The following is a 20,122-nucleotide window of genomic DNA, read 5'->3' on the forward strand; positions in this document are numbered from 1 at the left end:
ATTGGAAGCGCTCGAATCGAAAGGGATACCCATGCTTGAAAGTTTGCAGTCCACGTTGCGCAGTTGGGTCAACGTGTCAGTTGTCTTGGGTGCATTGGGGTATCCGGCTTTGGCGGCTGCGCTGGGGTTGGGAGAGATCACGCTCCATTCCGCCCTGAACCAGCCGTTGCGCGCTGACATCACCTTGGTCGATGCGGCCGGACTCAGCGAGAGTGATCTGTCAGCCAGTCTGGCAAGTCCGGACGACTTCAAGCGTGCCGGCGTGGAGCGGGTGTTCTTTCTCAGTAACCTGCGCTTTACCCCGGTGATACGCGGCGAGCGTAGCTTCATTCGGGTCACTTCCAGCAAACCGGTGAAAGAACCTTTCCTCAATTTCCTGGTGCAGCTCAACCAGCCCAACGGGCGTCTCCTGCACGAATACACCGTGCTGATCGACCCTCCGGGTACGCCGGGTATCGTGCCCGCTTCCGACGAGCCCGCCGCCGCTCCCCGGTCTTCAATGTCGACCTCGTCAGTGCCGGCCATCAAGCCGCCCCCGGCGACCCAGGGCAAGCGCTACACCGTCGTGCAGGGTGATAACCCCTGGGTTATCGCCAAACGCTTGCACGATGCCGGCAGCGGCGCTTCGGTCCATGAACTGATGCAAGGGATCCAGGCCTTGAACCCAGGCAGCGACCGGCTCTCTATCGGCCAGCGCCTGCTGCTGCCCGATTCGGCCGTGTTGCCATCCCCGGCGGAACCCGCCGCCACGCCAGTTACCGTTGCCGCCGACGAGCAACTGGCTGCCAGCGTGCTGCAGAACCAGCAGCAACAGAAAACCATCGACGACTTGCAGGCCCGGCTTCAGGCCCAGGACGAAGAAATTGCCAGTCAGCGCAAGCAGATCAGCGAACTGCAGGCGAAACTGGCCGAGGTCGCTCCGGGCCCGGCTACGTCGACTGCGCCGCCCTCTGTGCCTCCGGTAACCGAGGCGGCGAAGGACGCACCCGTGGTTGAGCCGCAGCCAGTGACGCCGTCACAACCTGCGGCAGAGCAGCCGGAGCCCGAGGGCATCAATTGGTTGTGGGTGGCGGGGCTGGTGGCTCTTCTGGGGTTGCTTGCATTGCTGCTGTTCATCCGTCGTCGACAGGAGCAGGCCGACGTACAGCCGATGCCGGAACGCCCCGAACCAATGCTCGAAGACAACGCTGAAACCTACGCATCGGCCGCCGATACGGAACAGCCCGAGGTCGCTTCGTCGTTCAATAACGGTGATGCGCCGTTGGGGGATGTGCTGGAGGGTGTCGGGATCTACCTGACCTATGGCCGCTTCACCGAGGCGGCGGGGTTGTTGCGCGCGGCATTGCTGGCGGAGCCGGAGCGCACGGACCTGGGCCTCAAGTTGCTGGAGGTACTGGGCAAACAGGGCGATGTCATCGGGTTTCAGGCCCAGGAACATCATTTATTGGCGCAGGGCGTCGATGCCAGGACACTGGAAGACATTCGCGGGCGTTACCCGAAGGTCGCTCTGGTTGTCACGCCCGTGGTGGCGGCACCGCCAGAGCCTCAAGCCTCCGAAGCCCCCGCTCCTGCGCCTGTTCACGCGCCCGGCGACGAATTCGAGCTGGATCTGGATGCGCTGTCCATGGACAGCAACTGGGACCTGACCGATGAGCAGGACAGCGCCAAGGAAAAAGCCGCCGCCGCGACGCCTGCCGTTGACGTCTCCGAGGAGCTGTCACTCTCGGGGTTCGACGAGCCGGAGCTGCAATGGACGGCGCCAATGGAAACCGAGTCTCTGGACGATGCTTTTCTCGACGGGTTTGCCGATGAAGAGCAGTCGCTGGAGCTGGAAGCGCTGCCCCTCGAGCGTGAGTCTGGGGCCTTGTCTCTGGAGACCATGCCCCTGGAAACCATGCCTCTGGAAAGCATGTTCCTTGAGCCCGACGCACCGGAATACGCTGAAAAACTGGAGCAAGCGCAGAACTGCATCGATGATGGCGACTTGAAGACGGCGATCACCCTCCTTGAAGAACTGCTCCAGGACGGCGACGAGCCCCTCAAGCAGACGGCCCGGGTGCTGCTGGCCGGGATTCGCTGAACTAAGCAGATCGATGGACAGTAGCGGAACCAATGTGGGAGCGACCTGTAGGAGCAAAGCTTGCTCGCGATAGCGGTGGCACATTCTGCATAGATGGCCACTGACCCACCGCTATCGCGAGCAAGCTTTGCTCCTACAGGGTGTTGGCGACGACCGATCAGAATGTCTGCCCCAGGTTCAGATACACCGCCTGCTCATCATCGTCGTTAAAGCCATAGCTGAAATTCAGCGGCCCCAGTGGCGTGTCGAATCCGAGGAAAATACTGGCGGCATTGATATAGCCGCTGTCGAATTCGTTGTCGTTATTCCAGGCCCGGCCGCGCTCCAGGGAGCCGCCGAGGTACAGCGGAAAGTCCAGGGGCAGGTAGGCCCGCGGTGTCAGCCGACGGTAATACACGGCGCGCATCAGGCTCATGTTCTGGCCGGAAATCCCGTCTTCGCGAAAACCCGACAACTGCCGCGCGCCGCCTAGCACGAAGCTCGACGTCACGATTTGCGCCGTGTCGAGGGTGCGGCCGTAGCGCCCACCCAGGATGAAGGTGTCGGGCCCGCTGCTCAGGGCCTTGTCCAGTTTAAACTCCCATTGGCGGTAACGCTGGTCGGAGCCTAGCCCCGGTTCGTACTGGCGCCAGGTCAGGCCGATGTCTTCGCCTTCGTGCGGGAAGTACACGCTGTCGAGGGAGTCGAACGAGTACTTCAGTTCGTAGAAGCCTTCATTGAAGTCCTCGCTGGGTTGGCTGTGATCGCCGATGCGCACATCCGCCTTGCCCCAGGCCTGGCCAACGCCGAAACGGATCTCGCCGCTGTTGCCGATCTGCCGACCCAGGTTGAGGCCCAGGCCATAACGTTCAACGCGGTATTGAGCGATCGGATCGTTATCCAGAATCGCTTCGACGTTGCGAGATTCGAATTGCCCATAGGGCGCGATGAAGTAGCGCGAGCCCACGTCCAATGGTTGGTAGAACTCGCTGTACAATTCCTGCCTGTCGCCGATCTGTGCCCGGGTCAGCCACTCGGCGCCGAGGCGATTGATACCGTTGACCCGATAGCTGGCGCCGAGGTTGAAGGCGCTGTCGCCACGCATGTCGTCCGACAGGCTCAGCCCCAGCCGCAGGTAGTCGGTGCCGGTACGTTTGCCTCGGGCGCTGATCACCAGCGTGTTATCCGGGCCCTTGTGCGCCACGCGGTATTGCACCTGTTCGAAATAATCCAGGCCATACAGCGTGCCCATGTCGGTCTGCAGGCGTCCCAGGTCCAACGGCTCGCCGATTTGCTGGCGTACGTAATAGCGAATCACGTCGTCGCCGACTTTCGAGTCGTTTTCCACGCGAATGGCGGTGATGACCGGTGTGCGCTGGCCGGGGGTACGCGCTGCCATGAGTGCGACGTCGGTCGACTCCGGAGGGTGCAGTAGTGCCAGGCGGGCCTTGAGTATCTGCGTGGCCCGGTAGCCGGCATCGATCATGTCCCGGGCCCGGCCAAAATCGGTGGAGCCGAAGCTCGCCAGGGCCGGCTGGATCAGCACGTCCTCTTTGTTCAGCGTTGCCAGTTGCTCTTCGGAGTTGCGCCGGGTCATCAAGGTGGTGGACTGGTTCAGGACGTCGACCACCGTGACCAGTTGCTTGCGATTGCGCAGCGGGGTGCCGATGTCGACCACGATGGCCACGTCCACGCCCATTTCCCGCGCCACGTCCAATGGAATGTTGTCGCTCATGCCGCCGTCCACCAGCAACCGACCGTCCAGCTCCACCGGGGCGAACACCGCCGGGATCGACATGCTGGCGCGAATCACCTTGGGCAGGTGGCCGTTGCGAAACACGACCTTTTCACCGCTGGCGATGTCGGTTGCGACGGCGCGGAAAGGAATCGGCAGTTTGTCGAAGTCCCGGGTGTCGCTGGTGTGGGCCAGCAGGCTCTCAAGCAGCAGGGCCAGATTCTGTCCCTGGATGACGCCCAGCGGCAGGCCAAGGCTGCCATCATCGCGAAAGCTCAGTTTCTGTTTGACCAGGAAGTCCCGGTCGTCCTGCTTGCGCCGGAACGGCACGTCCTTGCGAGGCGGGGCATCGGACAAGGCTTGTTGCCAGTCGATGCCCAGGGCGAGTTTTTCCAGTTCGTCGATCTTGTACCCCGAGGCGTACAACCCGCCGATCACGGCGCCCATGCTGGTGCCGGCAATGGCATCGATCTTGATGCCTTGCTCTTCCAGGGCCTTGAGCACGCCAATGTGGGCCAGGCCTCGCGCCGCGCCGCCGGACAGCACCAGGCCGATTTTCGGGCGCGACGTTTCGGCGGCGGGCTCGCTGGCCTGGCCGAGCAGGGGCAATAGCAACAGGAACAGGCAAGGCAGCAGGCGGCGCATCGTCAATCTCGGGGCAGGCGGTCAAAGGCGAGTATTATAGCGGCGCCTTCGATGCCACGAGTCGACCTGCAATGAGCGAGCAAAAACCGGAAGTCATCATTACCTATTGCACCCAGTGCCAATGGTTGCTGCGCGCTGCCTGGCTGGCCCAGGAACTGCTCAGTACCTTCGGTGACGATCTGGGCAAGGTGTCCCTGGTGCCGGGCACCGGCGGGGTGTTCCACATCAGTTGCAATGGCGAGCAGATCTGGGAGCGCAAGGTTGATGGCGGTTTCCCTGAGGCCAAGGTGCTCAAGCAGCGGGTTCGTGACCGGATCGACCCGGAGCGGGACCTGGGCCACAACGACCGGGTTCAGTGAGAGGGGGCTTCGCTGCCTGCCAGCGGTTTCTTCGCGCCGCTTAGCTGGCTTGAGACCACGATGGCGGCGATGATCAGCGCGCCGCCCAGCAGCATGCGCAGGGTCGGGGTTTCACCGAACAGCAGCCAGGCCATGGTGATGCCGTAGACTGGCTCCATGGCGAACACCACCGCCGCCGTGCGAGCCTTGATCACCCCCAGGCTGGCGACGAACAGGCTGTGGGCCAGGCCGGTGCAGAACACGCCGAGCAGGCCGATCCACAGCCAGTCAAGCGGACGTACCGCGCCCAGTTGTGGCGCGGCCATCGGCAACAGGCAGGCCCCCACCACCAGGTTCTGACACAGCGCCGCCTGCACGGGCGGTACAAAGCCTGCGCCGGCGCGGTTGGTCAACGACAGCAGGGAGAACAGCAACCCTGACGCCACCGCCCACAGCAGACCGGTGGTGGCGCCGCTGGCCAGGTCGAAGTCCGGGGTGACCAGCACCAGGCCGATGCTGACCAGTACCACCAGCAGGATTTCATTGGCCCGAATCCGTTCGCGAAACACCAAGCCTTCGAGCAGTACCGTGAAGGCCGGGAAACTGGCAAACCCCAGCGTGGCGATCGCCACCCCGGCGACTTTCACCGCGATAAAAAAACTCACCCAATGTCCGGTCAACAACAGCCCGCTCAGCAGCAGTCGCCAGCCGTCCCGCGGCCGGAGTTTCTGCCATGGGGTGTGGCTGGCGAAGCGGGCGAAGACCGCCAGGGCCAGCACGGCAAATACGGCGCGGCCAAATACGATGATCGCCGGCGAGGCGGCGGCGAGTTTGCCGAACACACCGGTCAGGCCAAACATCAATGCGCCAATGTGCAGGGCGCCCAGGGCGGTACGGGGAGTCATTGCAGTCCTTAGAGCAGTCATCACATTCCCTGTGGGAGCGAGCCTGCTCGCGAAAGTGGCCTATCAGTCAGCATGTCTATCAACTGACACACCGCGTTCGCGAGCAGGCTCGCTCCCACAGGGATCAATATTTAAACCTTTGGATGAGTGGCTGTCTGTCGCGATGCTGGCGTTTTTTAGCGCCAGGCTAGCGCGAGCGCCGCAGTTTGCCCGGCGAGGTGCCGAATTCGCGCAATATCGCCGCGGCGAAGGCGCTCTGGGAGCTGTAGCCGACCCGGTGGGCGATTTCACCGATGGGCAGGTCCGAGTCGCGCAGCAGTGCTACAGCCTTGTGCAAGCGGCGGCTGCGGATGTAATCCATCGGGGTTTGCCCGCATTCGGCGACGAACCGGGCATGCAGCCGAGCGGCGGAAAGCCCCGCGATCCGCGCCAGGTCCGCCACTTGTAGGGGATAGGCGGCGTATTGGTCGATGTGCGCGTCGAGGGCGGCGTAGGGCAGGCGCCGACGGCCGGCTGGCTCCTGGCGAGCGCCGTTGAGACTGGCCAGGAGCAGTACTGCACCTTGCTGGGCGATCAGCGAGTCGTTCACCGGACTGCCCGCGAGCCAGTTGACCAATTGGCTTTGTCCCGCATCCAGGGGCCGGCGGACGGTGCTGTCCAGCAAGCGCCGGCTGGCGTCGGCGTGATCCCCTAGGCACTGGCCGACCCACTCATCATCCGGGACGTCCAGCACCAGGCACTGGCTGCCGCGAGGGCTGCCGCAGGCGTGATGAGCACCGGCCGGCACCACCACGAAACTCTGCTGCACCACCTGGCTGCCACGGCCCTCCACCTCGAAATCCAGCGCGCCCGACAAGCCGAAGACCAGTTGGGCGTGGTCATGGCTGTGGACGATCAGGTCGTGGCTGTAGTGGCGCAGCGTGAGGATCGGTCTCATCGCGGTCTCCCGGGGCAGGCCGCCAGCATACACCGCAGAAGTATCGCGTGGCCTGTCATGTAATCGACATGTGCCTGTCATGGGCGATTAACCGCCGGTGTGCACAGTGGTGAAAACGATCAGAGGGTTGCTCATGACCAGCGCCGAGCTCGCCAGACCCAGCCGCAAGCAGCGTGTCCGCACCCTGTGGATTTCCGATGTGCACCTCGGTACCCGGGATTGCCAGGCCGAACATCTGTCGCGGTTCCTCAAGGGCTATCACGCCGACAAGATCTATCTGGTCGGTGACATCATCGATGGCTGGAAACTGCGCGGCGGCATGTACTGGCCCCAGGCCCACACCAACGTCATCCGCCGTTTGCTGACCATGAGCAAACGCGGCACCGAGGTGATCTACGTCACCGGCAATCACGACGAGTTCCTGCGCCGCTATTCGAAACTGATCCTGGGCAATATCCAACTGGTGGATGAGGCGGTGCACGTCACCGCCGACGGCCGGCACCTGCTGGTGATTCACGGCGACCAGTTCGATGTCATCACCCGCTACCACCGCTGGCTGGCATTTCTCGGGGATTCGGCCTACGAGTTCACCCTTACGCTCAACCGCTGGCTCAACCATTGGCGGGCCCGCTATGGCTACGGCTACTGGTCGTTGTCGGCGTACCTCAAGCACAAGGTCAAGACCGCCGTCAGCTTCATCAGCGACTTCGAAGAAGCCATCGCCCATGAATGTGTGAAGCGCGAATTGCATGGTGTGGTGTGCGGGCACATTCACCACGCCGAGATCCGCAAGGTGGGTGAGGTCGAATACCTCAACTGCGGCGACTGGGTCGAGTCCTGTACGGCGCTGATCGAGCACTGGGACGGCTCGATCGAGTTGTACCGGTTGGCGGATGCCCAGGCGCGCGAAGCCCAGCTGAAAACCCTCAAAATCGCCGAGCCGGCCTGAACCTCGCCACATGGGGATGTTTTTTTCCTAGAACGGAACCTTGCCCCGCAGCATGTCGCGGTACATGACGAAATCGCCCAGCAGGCTGTAGAGCGGGTGCTTGAAGGTGGCCGGTCGGTTCTTTTCGAAGAAGAAGTGCCCGACCCAGGCAAAGCCGTAGCCGGCCACCGGCAAGGCGATCAACCACCACCAGGCGGTTGCGACAAGCGCCAGGATGAGAATCAGAATGACCAGGGAGGTGCCGATGAAGTGCAGTCGTCGGCAGGTGCTATTGCTGTGTTCGCCCAGGTAGTACGGGTAGAAGTCAGCAAAGCTCTTGAATTGTTGGATGTTTTCCAAGACTGCGGGCTCTTTGGTGATGGTTCTGTTTTCAAGTCTAGAGCGATCGGCTGCAACGGCCAGTGACAATGAGCGCCACTTTAGTATCCTTCGCAAATCCGGCCGTACTCTGCGGCTTGTCATGCAAGCGATACGTCATGAGCGAACGAACGACTTCTTCAAGCTGGGCGATGGGGATTGTCAAGGCGCTGGAAATGGACGGCCTGGATTGTCAGGCGCTGTTCAAGCAACTGGGGCTGGACTTTGACGCGTTGGAAGATCCGGACGCCCGTTTCCCCCAGGATTCGATGACGCGGCTATGGCAACTGGCGGTGGAGCTGTCGGGCAACCCGGCCATTGGCCTGAACATGGGCAAGGTGGTGCGCCCGGCGTCGTTCCATGTGGTCGGTTACGCCCTGATGTCCAGTCGGACGTTGATCGAAGGTTTCCAGCGACTGGTGCGTTACCAGCGGATCATTGCCGAAAGTGCCGATGTAAGCATCCGTCAGATGGAAGGCAACTACGCGCTGATTCTGACGGTGCACGGCGATCATCTCCCCACCACCCGGCAAAGTACCGAGGCGTCCCTGGCCTGTGCGCTGAGCTTGTGCAACTGGCTGACCGGACGAACCCTGCATCCGGTCAAAGTACTTTTCCAGGGGGCCGAACCGGTCGATCGTGCACCTTATCAACAGGCGTTCTGCGCACCACTGGTGTTCGGCGCACCCTTTGATGCGCTGGTTTTCGAGCGGGCTGACATGGAGGTACCGCTACCCACGGCCAACGAGGCCATGGCGCAGCTCCACGACCGGTTTGCCGGCGAGTACCTGGCGCGCTTTTCGGAAAGCCGGGTGACCCACAAGGCGCGCCAGGTGCTGTGTCGGTTGTTGCCCCAGGGCGAACCCAAGCGTGACGTGGTAGCGCAGGCCCTGCATCTATCCCAGCGCACCTTGCAGCGGCGCCTGCGGGAAGAGGGCACCAGTTTCCAGGCCTTGCTCGACGACACCCGTCGCGAACTGGCCGAGCAGTACCTGGCGCAGCCGGCCACCACCTTGCTGCAGATCGCCTACCTGCTGGGGTTTGCCGACCCGAGCAATTTCTTTCGCGCCTTCCGCCGCTGGTTCGATGTCACCCCCGGCGAATACCGGGCGGCGAGGCTGGCCAAGGCGGTCAGTGACGCCAGAACGCCGGGATGCACAACACAAACACCGTGATGATCTCCAGTCGGCCCAGCAGCATGCCACCGGACAGAATCCACTTGGCGGCATCCGGTAGCGGCGCGAAGTTGCCGGCCGGGCCAATGGTTTCCCCCAGCCCGGGGCCGACGCCGGATACGGTGCTGGCCGCGCCGGTCAGCGCCGTCATCCACTCCACCCCCAGCAGCGACAGCAGCAGGGCGATCACGCAGATGGTGATGGCGAAAAAGAACGAGAACGTCAGGATCGAACGCACGATTTCTTCATCGAGGCGGTGACCGTTGTATTTCTGCTTGATCACCGCGCGTGGGTGAATCAGTTGCATGAGGTTGGCCCGCAGCAGGATGTAGGCAACCTGAAAGCGAAAGATCTTGATCCCGCCGGCCGTCGACCCTGAACAGCCGCCAACGAACCCCAGGTAGAAGAACAGCATCAGCGAGAAGTTGCCCCAGAGGCTGTAGTCCCCCAAGGCGAAACCGGTGGTGGTGACGATCGACGTCACGTTCAGGGCCACGTGCCGCAGCGCGTCCAGCCAATGCAGGTCGGTGGTCGCCCAGTACCAGGTGCCGAGCACCAGCCAGGTCACCAGCAGCACGCCGATCAGGCCCTGGACCTGCTGGTCCTTGATCAGCGCCCGGCGATTGCCTCGCAGCATCGAGACGTACAGGGCGAACGGCAGGCTGCCGAGGATCATGATGACGATGGCGACCCAGTGCACAGCCGGCTCGCTCCATTTGGCCAGGGACAGGTCCGAGGTGGAGAAACCGCCGGTCGAGATCGCCGACATCGAATGGTTGACGGCATCGAACAGGCTCATCCCGGCCCACCAGAGCGCCAGGGTGCCGAGAATGGTGATGCCGACGTAGGACGCCACGATCAGCCGCGCCACCATGTGGGAGCGGGGCATGACCTTTTCCGAACGGTCCGAGGACTCGGTCTGGAACAGGCGCATGCCACCGATGCGCAACAGCGGCAGGATCGCCACCGCCATGCCGATGAAGCCGATCCCGCCGAGCCAGTGCAGCAGCGAGCGCCACATCAGGATACCCGGGGACATGGTGTCGAGGCCGCTCAGGACCGTGGCGCCGGTGGCGGTGATCCCCGACATGCTTTCAAAGAACGAGTCCGTGTAGCTGATGTGCTGGGTCATCAGGAACGGCAACGCGGCAAAGATGCACACCACCAGCCAACTGCTGACCGTCAGCAGGTACATGTCCCGCGGGCGCAGGTGCACATGCTCGGGGCGTCCGGGAAGCACCAGGGCCAGGCCGGCGACGAAGGTGATCATGCTGGACCAGAGGAACGATGGAAGGTCCCCGGTGCGCTCGAAGATCAGCAGAGTGGCCATGGGCACGACCATGAAGATCGCCAGGGTGATCAGGAAGATGCCGATGATGAAGCCAATGATCCGCAGGGTCGGCAACGCCATGAAGTCCGCTCGGGTTGAAAGAGAAGGGCGCCATTCTACCGACGGCAAGCGGCATGTAAACCGCACTCGGCGCGACTGGTGTATGCGTCGGCGGCCAATTTGCGCTAACGGACTCACCGTACAGGACACTAGAATAGCCAGACATTTTTTCAGGGAGGTGGCCGATGCAGGCTCTCGATGCTTTGCTCAACCGTGTTTCCGTTCCACGCCTGGTGGAACCGGCGCCCACGCCTGAACAGCGGGAGATCATGTTCGCCGCGGCGATGCGCGCTCCCGATCATGGTCAGTTGCGGCCCTGGCGTTTCCTGACGGTCGAAGGGCAGGCGCGCTATCGCATGGGCGAACTTCTGGCTGACGCGGCGCGATTCAATGATCCGCTGGTATCCGAGGCGGTTGTGGAAAAAGCCCTCAATGGCCCGCTGCGGGCGCCGTTGGTCGTGGTGGTGATCGCGCGTTTGCAGGACCATTTCAAAGTCCCGAAATCCGAGCAATTGCTGGCCGCCGGCTGCGCAGCTCACGGGATCCTGCTGGCGGCCTATGCCCAAGGCGTTGGTGGCGTGTGGCGTACCGGTGAACTGGCCTACTCGCCGCACGTGGCCAAGGGGCTGGGTCTAGACGTGGGCGAAGAGGTGATTGGCTTCCTTTACCTGGGCACACCGCAGAAAGAAGCGCGGACGGCACCGAAGGAAGACACCACTGAATTCGTTCGCGAGTGGACAGGTTCGTAGCAGCCATTTACACGCTTTGCGGCAAGAATGGATTTTGTGGCGAGGGGATTTATCCCCGCTGGGCTGCGAAGCAGCCCCCCAACTGCTTGTACAAGAAGACCTGACACTCCGCGGCGCCGGTTCTTAGGGCCGCTTCGCAGCCCAGCGGGGATAAATCCCCTCGCCACAGGTGCTTACTTGCAAACGTCCGCTATCGCCTCGGCCAGCCGGTCCAGGCGCGTCGCATCGATACCGGCCACGTTGGCCCGGCCCGTGCCGACCATGTACACGCTGTGGCGTTCACGCAGGTGTCTGACCTGTTCCGGCGACAAGCCGGTATAGGAAAACATTCCGCGTTGCACGCCGATATGGGCGAAGCGGTCCCGCAAGCCATGGGGCTCAAGGGCGTCCAGCAGGCCACTGCGCAGCTGGGCGATGCGCAGGCGCATGGCCTCCACTTCGTCGGTCCACAAGCTTTTGAGTTCCGGGTTGCCCAGGATCGTCGCCACCACCGCCGCGCCATGATCCGGCGGTGTCGACCACAGGTTACGGGCGATGTTGGCCAACTGACTGCGGATGTCCACCAGCTTGTCGGCATCGCGGGCGCAGACGATCAACGCACCGGTGCGATCGCAGTACAAGCCGAAGTTCTTCGAGCAGGAACTGGTGATAAGCACCTCGGGCAACGCCTGGGCGAACAACCGGACTGCCCAGGCATCCTGTTCCAGTCCGTCGCCGAAGCCCTGGTAGGCGAAGTCGATCAGCGGCAACAGCTCACGGCTGCGCACCACCTCCAGCACCTGGCGCCATTGATCCTGGGACAGGTCGAAACCGGTAGGGTTGTGGCAGCACGCGTGCAGCAGGACCACGTCACCCTTCGGTGCCTGGCTGAGGGTCGCCAGCATCGCCTCGAAATCCAGGCGATTGTCGCTGCCCACATAGGGGTAGTGGCTGGCCTTGACGCCCGCGGTGGCGAAAATGGTTTCGTGGATCGGCCAGGTCGGGTTGCTCAACCATACGCCACGGCCCGGCAGGCACTGGGCAATGAAGTCGGCGCTCAGGCGCAGCGCGCCGGTGCCGCCCGGGGTCTGGGTGGCGCCGGCGCGTTGTTCGGCGATCTGCAAGGCGTCGGCACCCAGGACGAGCGCAGTGATCAACCGGCCGAAAGCGGCGTCGCCATGACCGCCGATGTAGGTCTTGGTGGTCTGCTGATCCACCAGTCGCCGCTCGGCCTGTTTCACCGATTCGAGAATCGGCGTCAGGCCCTGGGCGTCTTTATAGACGCCCACGCCCAGGTCGAACTTGCTCGGGTTGCTGTCCGCCGAGTAGGCCTCCATCAGGCCGAGGATCGGGTCGCCGGGTACCCGGCCGATGGCGTCGAAATGCATTACTTGCGGCCCTCGGCGGTCTTGGCCACGTCATCGGTGCGGGCGGCCATGATGAAGTCGTTGCGGTGCAGGCCCTTGATGGAGTGGCTCCACCAGGTCACGGTGACTTTGCCCCACTCGGTGAGCAGGCCTGGATGATGGCCTTCGGCCTCGGAGATTTCACCGACGGCGTTGGTGAATGCCAGGGCGTGCTTGAAGTTCTTGAACAGGAAAACCTTTTCCAGCTGCATCACGCCGTCACGCACTTCGATGTTCCAGTCCGGGATCTGCTTGATCAGTACCGGCAGTTCTTCGTCGCTGACCTGTGGGGCGTCGGCACGGCAGGCTTCGCAATGGGCTTGGTTCAGAGTGTTCATGGTGTGTTCCTGGATCGAATTGGGTAGAACGTCGATGCACCCACGCTAAAGCAAAGCTGCGCAGTGCAACAGACTCACTTGGGATCAAAGAAAGCCATTCAGGCGGCTTTCGGTGGAAATTTCGGTGTGTGCAGGCCCAGTTCCTGGCCACGCTTGACCATGCCCATGATGTCTTCGTGGGCCAGCTCGAACAAACGCTTGAGCTCTGGCAGGACGAAATACACCGGTTGCAGGATGTCGATGCGATACGGCGTGCGCATCGCTTCCAGCGGATCGAAGGCCTGGTGCTCCGGCTCGTCCGACAGGCAATACACGGTTTCCTTGGGTGAAGACAGGATGCCGCCACCGTAGATGCGTCGGCCCTGCGCTGTTTCCACGAGCCCGAACTCGATGGTCATCCAGTACAGGCGCGCCAGGTAGACACGCTCTTCCTTGGACGCCTGCAGGCCGAGCTTGCCGTAGGTGTGGGTGAATTCGGCGAACCAGGGGTTGGTCAACAGCGGGCAGTGGCCGAAGATCTCGTGAAAAATGTCCGGTTCTTGCAGGTAGTCCAGCTCTTCCCGGGTGCGAATGAAGGTCGCTACCGGAAACTGTTTGCTGGCGAGCAATTCGAAGAAGGTCTGGAAGGGGATCAGCGCCGGTACCCGGGCAACTTGCCAGCCCGTGGTCGCGCCCAGCACCTTGTTGATTTCGCCCAATTGCGGGATGCGGTCATGGGGCAGGCCAAGCTTGTCGATGCCGTCCAGGTATTCCTGGCACGCACGGCCTTCGATGACTTTCAACTGGCGGGTGATCAGCGTGTTCCACACCGCGTGTTCTTCGGCGGGGTAGTGGATAAAACCTTGCGCATCGGGCTCGCGGGCCACGTACTGCGTCTGCTTCATGCTGCTCTCCTGCTGATTTCCCTCGAGGGGAAGACTGTTTGTTGTTATGTCCAGCGATGTAATAGAGATAACCCGAAGTCTTCGTGGGTGCAGCAGGACGGCGCAGGTGTGTTCAAGGTGATAGGGGCTATTTCGTAAATTTTTCGTTACGAAAGCCGTCTCCATGCAGCAGTGTCTGGATTTTTCTGTGGGAATTTGCTTGTTGCTGTCACATAATATTTACAAGAATTTGCGCCACTCGGTAAAAAATCGGGTGGCAGAGAGCAGCCACGAACGTCTGGGTCTTTTATGCGCATCAAAGTCCATTGCCAGAACCGCATCGGCATCCTGCGGGACATTCTCAACCTGCTGGTGGAGTACGGCATCAACGTCGCCCGGGGCGAAGTCGGTGGCGAGCATGGCAATGCGATCTACCTGCACTGCCCGAACCTGATCAACATTCAATTCCAGGCATTACGCCCGAAATTCGAAGGCATTGCCGGTGTGTTCGGCGTCAAGCGGGTGGGGCTGATGCCCAGCGAGCGCCGGCACATGGAGCTCAATGCGTTGCTCGGCGCCCTGGAGTTTCCGGTGTTGTCCATCGACATGGGCGGTTCCATCGTCGCGGCGAACCGGGCGGCGGCGCAGTTGCTCGGGGTGCGCGTGGACGAAGTGCCGGGGATTCCGCTGTCGCGCTACGCCGAGGATTTCGACCTGCCGGAACTGGTGCGTGCCAACCAGTCGCGCATCAATGGGCTGCGGGTCAAGGTCAAGGGCGATGTGTTCCTGGCCGACATCGCCCCATTGCAATCGGAACATGACGACAGCGAGGCCATGGCTGGCGCGGTGCTGACGTTGCATCGGGCCGACCGGGTCGGTGAGCGTATCTACAACGTGCGCAAGCAGGAACTGCGTGGCTTCGACAGTATCTTCCAGAGCTCGAAGGTGATGGCAGCGGTGGTCCGCGAAGCCAGGCGCATGGCCCCGCTGGACGCGCCGCTGCTGATCGAAGGAGAAACCGGCACTGGCAAGGAGTTGCTGGCCCGGGCCTGCCACCTGGCGAGCCCGCGCGGGCAATCACCGCTGATGGCGCTCAACTGTGCCGGGCTGCCGGAGTCCATGGCCGAGACGGAGCTCTTCGGCTACGGCCCCGGTGCCTTCGAAGGCGCCCGGGCCGAAGGCAAGCTCGGCCTGTTGGAATTGACGGCTGGCGGCACCTTGTTTCTCGATGGGGTGGGGGAAATGAGCCCGCGCCTGCAGGTGAAGCTGTTGCGCTTTTTGCAGGACGGTTGCTTCCGGCGGGTCGGCAGCGACGAGGAGGTGTACCTGGATGTCCGGGTGATCTGCGCGACCCAGGTGGATTTGTCCGAGCTCTGTGCCCGAGGGGAGTTTCGCCAGGATCTGTATCACCGCTTGAATGTGCTGTCCCTGCACATCCCGCCGTTGCGCGAATGCCTCGACGGCCTGGAGCCTCTGGTGGAGCACTTTCTCGACCAGGCCAGTCGCCAGATCGGCTGTGCGTTGCCAAAACTGGCCCCGGCGGCGATGGAACGCCTGAGCCACTACCATTGGCCGGGCAATGTCCGGCAACTGGAAAACGTGCTGTTCCAGGCGGTTTCCCTGTGTGACGGTGGGAAGGTGAAGGCCGAGCATATCCGCCTGCCGGACTACGGCGTGCGCCAGCCCCTGGGCGACTTTTCCCTGGACGGCGGGTTGGACGAGATCGTCGGGCGATTCGAGAAGGCGGTGCTGGAGCGCCTCTATTCCGAACATCCCAGCAGCCGGCAACTGGGCAAGCGGTTGGGGGTGTCCCATACCACCATTGCCAATAAGTTGCGGGAGTACGAGGTGGGCAAGGCAGAGTCCTGACGGCATCGGAAATAGTTGGTATGGGATTTGCTCGACCGAGGTCTGTGCGCCGCTTATTCACATTCTGTGGCGACTTTTTGACAGGGCTCAGCCCCGGTTTCCGCTGCGTACGTGAGATTCAGAATGCATAAGAAAATTGCAGTGGTGCAGTCGAACTATATTCCCTGGAAGGGCTATTTCGATCTGATCCGCAGCGTCGATGCGTTCATCCTGTACGACGATGTCCAGTACACCCGGAGTGACTGGCGCAACCGTAACAAGATAAAGACTGCCCAAGGTGAGCATTGGCTGAGTATTCCGGTCAAGAAGAAGGGGCGTCTCGGCCAGTTGATCAACGAAGTCCAGGTCAACAGTCTGGATTGGGCCGCCGGGCACTGGAAGACCATTGAGCAGAGCTACCGGCGCGCACCGTGCTTCGCCCAGATGGAGGCGCCGATTCGTGCGCTCTACGAGCAGGCTGCCGATCTCACCCACCTGACGCACATCAACCACCTGTTTATCGCCGGCTTGTGCCCCTTGCTAGGCATCCATACGCCGCTTTACCGCTCCGAGGACCTGGGGGGGGTGGAGGGCAAGAATGAGCGCCTGATCCACCTGTGTCAGGCCCTCGGTGCCGATGGATACCTCTCGGGACCTGCGGCCAGTCACTACCTCGATGAGGCGGCGTTCGCCGCCAAAGGGATAACGGTGTCGTATATGAGCTATGCCGGCTATCCCGAGTACCCGCAGGTGTACGGCGACTTCCAGCACGCGGTCAGTGTGATCGACCTGTTATTTAATACCGGTGCGGATGCGTCGGCCTTTCTGCAGAGAAGGCCTGCCTGAGCGGACGTTGCAGTGACACCCCATTTGATTTGATTCTGGAGATAGCACCCGATGTCGAACCTTGCGCAGCTGGACGCTCACTCGCTCGAACAGGCGTTTGCGCGTCTGCGGCTGATGTATGCCAAGCCCGAACATCCGTACTACTTCCTGGCACCTGCATACCGTGAATCGTCATCGGGCGTCGTTTCGCTGCACTACCTCTGCCACATGCTCAATCTCAGTGGTCGTGAGGCCTATATCTGCGGCACCGAAGTGGTCAATCCGGAACTCAAGACGCCGCTGCTCAATTCGACGATCAGACAACGCCATACGGCAGCGGGCAAGGTGCCGATTGCAGTGTACCCCGAGGTGTTCCCTGGCAATCCACTCAACTGTTCGGTCGTGGCGCGTTTTCTGCTGAATTTCGAGGGCTTCCTCACGGGCAATGGCATGAACGCCGCGCCCACTGACTTGTTTTTCTATTATGCAGCCCGACTCGCCGAACACCGTGGTGACCCTGACGGTGACTTGTTGTGCCTGCCGGCCATTGATGTCGAATTGTTCTCGACGGTGGGTGCTGGAGCTGTGCGCAAGGGTAGCTATCTCTACCAGAATCGCCATCCGCTGGATCAGATCGATTACTCGCAACTGCCCGCGGATATCCGCCTGCTAAGCATGGCTAACCCGTTGGCCCTGCCTGAGCTGGCCGAGCTGCTGCGCAATGCAGAGGTGATGTACAGCTATGAGTGGTCGATGACCTGCGTCATGGCGGTGTTGTGTGGATGCCCGGTGATATTCATTCCTGGCCATGGCGTTGACCAGCCGCTGCTCGACACTAGTTTCTTCGGCAGTGTCGGCTTTGCCATGCTCGATCAGCCGGACCCGTTGCAACGTGCGCGAGCAAGCCTCGGCGACGCCCTGCCGCGTTACGTTGAGCGCACTGCGTCTTTCTGGCAGCAACTGGACGTGTTTATTGCGAAAACCCAAGCGACTGCCGCTCGTGAAGCGGTCGGCAACCGTCTGGGTGTGCTCGACTGGTTGCGCCAGCGTTACCCCTCTGTGCAGCCATTGCGTCTGATCAATGAGCGGTTGGCAAATTCGGCAGCGCCGAGCTTCACTGTCCTGGTCCGCGATGACGGTAATCAGCTGGCGCTGGCCCATACCCTGGACAGCCTGGATCGACAGTTGTATCAACGCATCCATGTGTGCGTGATGGGAGACGCTGACCCGGGGCGTGCTAACGTCCAGTGGCTGGCGAGTGATCCGAAGCAACCGGCAACAGCGATCAATGGTCTGCTCGGGGATGTCCAGAGCGATTGGTTCATGCTGGTTGAGGCAGGGGAGGAGTTCACCGCCGCCGGGCTGCTGGTGACGGCGCTGAATCTGCTTGAAGCGCCTGACAGTTGCCTGGCGGTGTACGCCGACGAGGCGCTGCGCATGGGCGGAGTGGTTGACCTCTCGTTGCGGCCCGACTTGAATCTGGATTTGCTGTTGGCATTTCCAGCCAGCCTTTCCCGTCATTGGATGTACCGTCGTGAGGCGCTGGTGCGCCTGTGCGGTTTCGACAATGCCTGTGGGAGCGCCTTCGAATTGGCCTACCAACTGCGCCTGATCAGCGAGCTGGGCGTGGCGAGCGTCGGTCATGTCAGCGAACCGCTGTTGATCGCCAACGAGGTGCGGCAGTCGGAATGCGCGGATGAGCGTGCGGTCATTGATGCGCATCTGCAAACGCGGGGCTACGGTCAGGCGCGAGCGATTGCACTGGAGTCGGGTCGCTATCGTATCGACTACGGCCACGAGCGGCAGGCCTCGGTCAGTATTCTGATTTACCTGGAAGGCCAGTTGGGGAGTTTTCAGCGTTGCCTGGAAAGCCTGCTGGTGCAGACTGACGCGGTGGACCTCGAGGTGTTGCTGATTGAGCCGGGCAACGACGAGCCGGCACTGCTGGAGTGGCTGGGGTTGGTCGAGGAGATGGGCGAAGGCCGTTTCCAGGTGCTGCGTTTCATGCCGGGGCAGTCTCGTGCAGCCATGTGCAACGCGGCGGCGCAGGAGGCGCGTGGCGAGTATCTGCTCTGGCTCGATGCGCAAAGCGCTGTGCTTGAGCCGGGGTGGATGCAAGCGTTGCTCAATCACGCCCAGCGCCCGGAGGTCGGTGCCGTGGGGGGTAAGTTGCAGGATAGCCAGGGTCGCATACGCCAGGCGGGCCTGGTGTTGGGGCTGGGTGGCGTTGCCGGTCGAGCTTTTGAGGGCCTTTCATCTCAGGCCGCAGGTTACATGGGGCGACTTGGGCTTGAGCAGAATTGCTCCGCAGTGGGCGGTGAATGCCTGATGCTGCGTCGAGCGCTTTTCCTCGAGGCCGATGGCTTTGACACCAATCCGCTGCTGGCGCCCTGGACCGCTGTCGACCTGTGCCTGAAGCTGCAACAGGCAGGCTACCTGAACGTCTGGACTCCTGACGCTCGACTCTTGATAGACCCTGTGGCAGACGCCCCGGCGAGTAGTGAGCAGGAGGATGCCTTGTTCGCGCGCTGGTTGCCACAGTTGGCCCGCGACCCTGCCTACAACACCAACTTTTCGCTGCGCGCTGGCGAGGGCTTTGCCCGGGAAAACACGGAACTGTGCTGGTATCCGCTGCAGGGCAGCGTGCCCAGGGTGTTGGTTTGTGTCACTGAACAGCAGGTGGGGGCTTATTCGCGACTCGTTCAGCCGTTCAGTGCATTGGTTGAAGCGGGGCACATCGAAGGCACTGCTGTGTCGAGTCTGCTGTCGCCAGTGGAGGTCGAACGCCTGGCGCCGGCAACCGTAGTGTTGCAACGACCCCTGGATGACGCCGGGCTGCTGGCTCTGAGTCGTCTGAGGGCATTTTCCAAGGCGTTCACCGTCTACGACCTGGACGGTTACTTGCCGCAAATGGCGCTGAAGGGGGATTTCTCCGCCGATGAGCTGCTGGAGCGCCTGCAGTTCGGGATGATGCAGGTTGATCGCGTGCTGGTCCCTACGTTGGCGCTGGCCGAACTGTTGCAGGGCCAACACCACGACATCCGCGTGTTGGAAACCCTGTTGCCGGCCGCATGGGGGCGTGTACAAGGCAAACGACGCACGGGGACCAAGCCGCGCCTGGGCTTGCTGGGCGGCAAGGATACTCAACTGCTGGCTGACGTGCTGCCCGCGTTCGCTGGCGAAGTAGATTGGGTGGTGCTGGGTGACTGCCCCGCGTCATTGCAGCCTTTTCTGAAGGAGCAGCATCCCGCCGTCGCGCAGCAGCAGTTGGCAGAGGTCCTGGCGGCACTGAATCTGGATCTGGCGCTGGTACCCATGGCGGAAAGCCTGGGCAATGCCTGTTCGGGTGACCTGCGTGTCCTGCAACATGCTGCTTGTGGCCATCCTGTCATTTGCAGCCGCGTCCTGGGCTTTACCGGGGGCGAGGTATTGCCGCTTACACGGGTGAATAATGCGACGCAAGACTGGATCCAGGCGATTCGCATGCATCTGGAGGACCGTGACGCCTCCGCGGCCCTGGGCGACGCCTTGCAGTCGACCGTGCGAGCGCAGTGGCTGCTCGAAGGCGAACGCCTGGACGCCTGGCAACGGGCTTGGCTGGCCGATTGATTCGTACTGACTATT

The 20,122-nt window shown here is 62.2% G+C and carries 16 protein-coding genes; 8 read left to right on the plus strand and 8 right to left on the minus strand.

The features are described 5' to 3' along the window. Positions 1-31 precede the first annotated feature (31 nt). The gene (locus LOY35_RS07860) at positions 32-2,080 is read left to right on the plus strand and encodes a FimV/HubP family polar landmark protein (protein WP_258631835.1); all 2,049 of its coding nucleotides are present in this window, start codon (positions 32-34) and stop codon (positions 2,078-2,080) included. 157 nt (positions 2,081-2,237) lie between these two features. Here LOY35_RS07860 and LOY35_RS07865 read toward each other — a convergent pair whose 3' ends face one another. Then, a complete protein-coding gene (locus LOY35_RS07865; protein WP_258631837.1) occupies positions 2,238-4,439 on the minus strand; it encodes a patatin-like phospholipase family protein in 2,202 nt (733 codons plus the stop codon). A 71-nt stretch (positions 4,440-4,510) separates the two neighbouring features. On the opposite strand from LOY35_RS07865, the gene LOY35_RS07870 reads away from it, so the two are divergent. After that, positions 4,511-4,798: a SelT/SelW/SelH family protein gene (locus tag LOY35_RS07870; RefSeq protein ID WP_258631839.1), complete on the plus strand. Its 288-nt coding sequence runs from the start codon at positions 4,511-4,513 to the stop codon at positions 4,796-4,798. Here the strand turns inward: LOY35_RS07870 and LOY35_RS07875 are convergent. Further along, positions 4,792-5,682: a DMT family transporter gene (locus LOY35_RS07875; protein WP_258631840.1), complete on the minus strand. Its 891-nt coding sequence runs from the start codon at positions 5,680-5,682 to the stop codon at positions 4,792-4,794. The two genes, LOY35_RS07870 and LOY35_RS07875, sit on opposite strands and share 7 nt — an antisense overlap. 187 nt (positions 5,683-5,869) lie before the next feature. Beyond that, positions 5,870-6,619: an AraC family transcriptional regulator gene (locus tag LOY35_RS07880; protein ID WP_258631841.1), complete on the minus strand. Its 750-nt coding sequence runs from the start codon at positions 6,617-6,619 to the stop codon at positions 5,870-5,872. A 133-nt stretch (positions 6,620-6,752) separates the two neighbouring features. Between LOY35_RS07880 and LOY35_RS07885 the strand changes: the two genes are divergently transcribed. Then, positions 6,753-7,568 (plus strand): UDP-2,3-diacylglucosamine diphosphatase, encoded by an 816-nt coding sequence (locus LOY35_RS07885; protein WP_258631842.1) that lies wholly within the window; start codon positions 6,753-6,755, stop codon positions 7,566-7,568. Positions 7,569-7,595: 27 nt separating this feature from the next. Here the strand turns inward: LOY35_RS07885 and LOY35_RS07890 are convergent, their stop codons facing one another. Next, positions 7,596-7,907 carry a DUF962 domain-containing protein gene (locus LOY35_RS07890; protein WP_258631843.1) on the minus strand — a complete coding sequence of 104 codons (312 nt, stop codon included), beginning with the start codon at positions 7,905-7,907 and terminating at the stop codon, positions 7,596-7,598. Positions 7,908-8,044: 137 nt separating this feature from the next. On the opposite strand from LOY35_RS07890, the gene LOY35_RS07895 reads away from it, so the two are divergent. Next, positions 8,045-9,100, plus strand: a complete 1,056-nt coding sequence (locus LOY35_RS07895) for an AraC family transcriptional regulator (protein ID WP_258631845.1) — start codon at positions 8,045-8,047, stop codon at positions 9,098-9,100. Here LOY35_RS07895 and LOY35_RS07900 read toward each other — a convergent pair. Next, positions 9,057-10,511, minus strand: coding sequence for a TrkH family potassium uptake protein (locus LOY35_RS07900; protein ID WP_258631846.1), 1,455 nt, complete (start codon positions 10,509-10,511; stop codon positions 9,057-9,059). The two genes, LOY35_RS07895 and LOY35_RS07900, sit on opposite strands and share 44 nt — an antisense overlap. 164 nt (positions 10,512-10,675) lie before the next feature. Between LOY35_RS07900 and LOY35_RS07905 the strand changes: the two genes are divergently transcribed. Next, positions 10,676-11,239 carry an NAD(P)H nitroreductase gene (locus tag LOY35_RS07905; RefSeq protein ID WP_258631847.1) on the plus strand — a complete coding sequence of 188 codons (564 nt, stop codon included), beginning with the start codon at positions 10,676-10,678 and terminating at the stop codon, positions 11,237-11,239. 173 nt (positions 11,240-11,412) lie between these two features. Here LOY35_RS07905 and LOY35_RS07910 read toward each other — a convergent pair whose 3' ends face one another. The 3 genes from LOY35_RS07910 to phhA all read right to left on the minus strand — a co-directional run bounded on the left by LOY35_RS07910 (position 11,413) and on the right by phhA (position 13,846). After that, the gene (locus tag LOY35_RS07910) at positions 11,413-12,606 is read right to left on the minus strand and encodes an amino acid aminotransferase (RefSeq protein WP_258631848.1); all 1,194 of its coding nucleotides are present in this window, start codon (positions 12,604-12,606) and stop codon (positions 11,413-11,415) included. Next, positions 12,606-12,962 (minus strand): 4a-hydroxytetrahydrobiopterin dehydratase, encoded by a 357-nt coding sequence (locus tag LOY35_RS07915; RefSeq protein ID WP_003184087.1) that lies wholly within the window; start codon positions 12,960-12,962, stop codon positions 12,606-12,608. The genes LOY35_RS07910 and LOY35_RS07915 overlap by 1 nt, the downstream gene beginning before the upstream one ends. Before the next feature lie 98 nt (positions 12,963-13,060). Then, positions 13,061-13,846 carry a phenylalanine 4-monooxygenase gene (phhA, locus tag LOY35_RS07920; protein ID WP_258631849.1) on the minus strand — a complete coding sequence of 262 codons (786 nt, stop codon included), beginning with the start codon at positions 13,844-13,846 and terminating at the stop codon, positions 13,061-13,063. Between the two features lie 288 nt (positions 13,847-14,134). On the opposite strand from phhA, the gene LOY35_RS07925 reads away from it, so the two are divergent. The 3 genes from LOY35_RS07925 to LOY35_RS07935 all read left to right on the plus strand — a co-directional run bounded on the left by LOY35_RS07925 (position 14,135) and on the right by LOY35_RS07935 (position 20,107). Further along, positions 14,135-15,694, plus strand: a complete 1,560-nt coding sequence (locus LOY35_RS07925; protein WP_258631850.1) for a sigma-54-dependent transcriptional regulator — start codon at positions 14,135-14,137, stop codon at positions 15,692-15,694. Between the two features lie 123 nt (positions 15,695-15,817). Then, on the plus strand, positions 15,818-16,519 hold the full coding sequence (locus tag LOY35_RS07930; protein ID WP_258631851.1) for a WbqC family protein: 702 nt from the start codon (positions 15,818-15,820) through the stop codon (positions 16,517-16,519). A gap of 51 nt (positions 16,520-16,570) precedes the next feature. Further along, the gene (locus LOY35_RS07935) at positions 16,571-20,107 is read left to right on the plus strand and encodes a glycosyltransferase (RefSeq protein ID WP_258631852.1); all 3,537 of its coding nucleotides are present in this window, start codon (positions 16,571-16,573) and stop codon (positions 20,105-20,107) included. Positions 20,108-20,122 lie beyond the last annotated feature (15 nt).

Origin of the sequence: Pseudomonas sp. B21-028, assembly GCF_024749045.1 — a bacterium.
Classification (GTDB): Bacteria; Pseudomonadota; Gammaproteobacteria; order Pseudomonadales; family Pseudomonadaceae; genus Aquipseudomonas.

What these genes read in the sequence shown, in the direction of transcription:
- LOY35_RS07915 (WP_003184087.1), bottom strand. Translation starts at nt 12,962, where the DNA reads ATGAACACTCTGAACCAAGCCCATTGCGAAGCCTGCCGTGCCGACGCC.
- LOY35_RS07880 (WP_258631841.1), bottom strand. Translation starts at nt 6,619, where the DNA reads ATGAGACCGATCCTCACGCTGCGCCACTACAGCCACGACCTGATCGTC.
- LOY35_RS07860 (WP_258631835.1), top strand. Translation starts at nt 32, where the DNA reads ATGCTTGAAAGTTTGCAGTCCACGTTGCGCAGTTGGGTCAACGTGTCA.
- LOY35_RS07930 (WP_258631851.1), top strand. Translation starts at nt 15,818, where the DNA reads ATGCATAAGAAAATTGCAGTGGTGCAGTCGAACTATATTCCCTGGAAG.
- LOY35_RS07895 (WP_258631845.1), top strand. Translation starts at nt 8,045, where the DNA reads ATGAGCGAACGAACGACTTCTTCAAGCTGGGCGATGGGGATTGTCAAG.
- LOY35_RS07905 (WP_258631847.1), top strand. Translation starts at nt 10,676, where the DNA reads ATGCAGGCTCTCGATGCTTTGCTCAACCGTGTTTCCGTTCCACGCCTG.
- LOY35_RS07910 (WP_258631848.1), bottom strand. Translation starts at nt 12,606, where the DNA reads ATGCATTTCGACGCCATCGGCCGGGTACCCGGCGACCCGATCCTCGGC.
- LOY35_RS07935 (WP_258631852.1), top strand. Translation starts at nt 16,571, where the DNA reads ATGTCGAACCTTGCGCAGCTGGACGCTCACTCGCTCGAACAGGCGTTT.
- LOY35_RS07865 (WP_258631837.1), bottom strand. Translation starts at nt 4,439, where the DNA reads ATGCGCCGCCTGCTGCCTTGCCTGTTCCTGTTGCTATTGCCCCTGCTC.
- LOY35_RS07900 (WP_258631846.1), bottom strand. Translation starts at nt 10,511, where the DNA reads ATGGCGTTGCCGACCCTGCGGATCATTGGCTTCATCATCGGCATCTTC.
- phhA (WP_258631849.1), bottom strand. Translation starts at nt 13,846, where the DNA reads ATGAAGCAGACGCAGTACGTGGCCCGCGAGCCCGATGCGCAAGGTTTT.
- LOY35_RS07925 (WP_258631850.1), top strand. Translation starts at nt 14,135, where the DNA reads ATGCGCATCAAAGTCCATTGCCAGAACCGCATCGGCATCCTGCGGGAC.
- LOY35_RS07885 (WP_258631842.1), top strand. Translation starts at nt 6,753, where the DNA reads ATGACCAGCGCCGAGCTCGCCAGACCCAGCCGCAAGCAGCGTGTCCGC.
- LOY35_RS07875 (WP_258631840.1), bottom strand. Translation starts at nt 5,682, where the DNA reads ATGACTCCCCGTACCGCCCTGGGCGCCCTGCACATTGGCGCATTGATG.
- LOY35_RS07870 (WP_258631839.1), top strand. Translation starts at nt 4,511, where the DNA reads ATGAGCGAGCAAAAACCGGAAGTCATCATTACCTATTGCACCCAGTGC.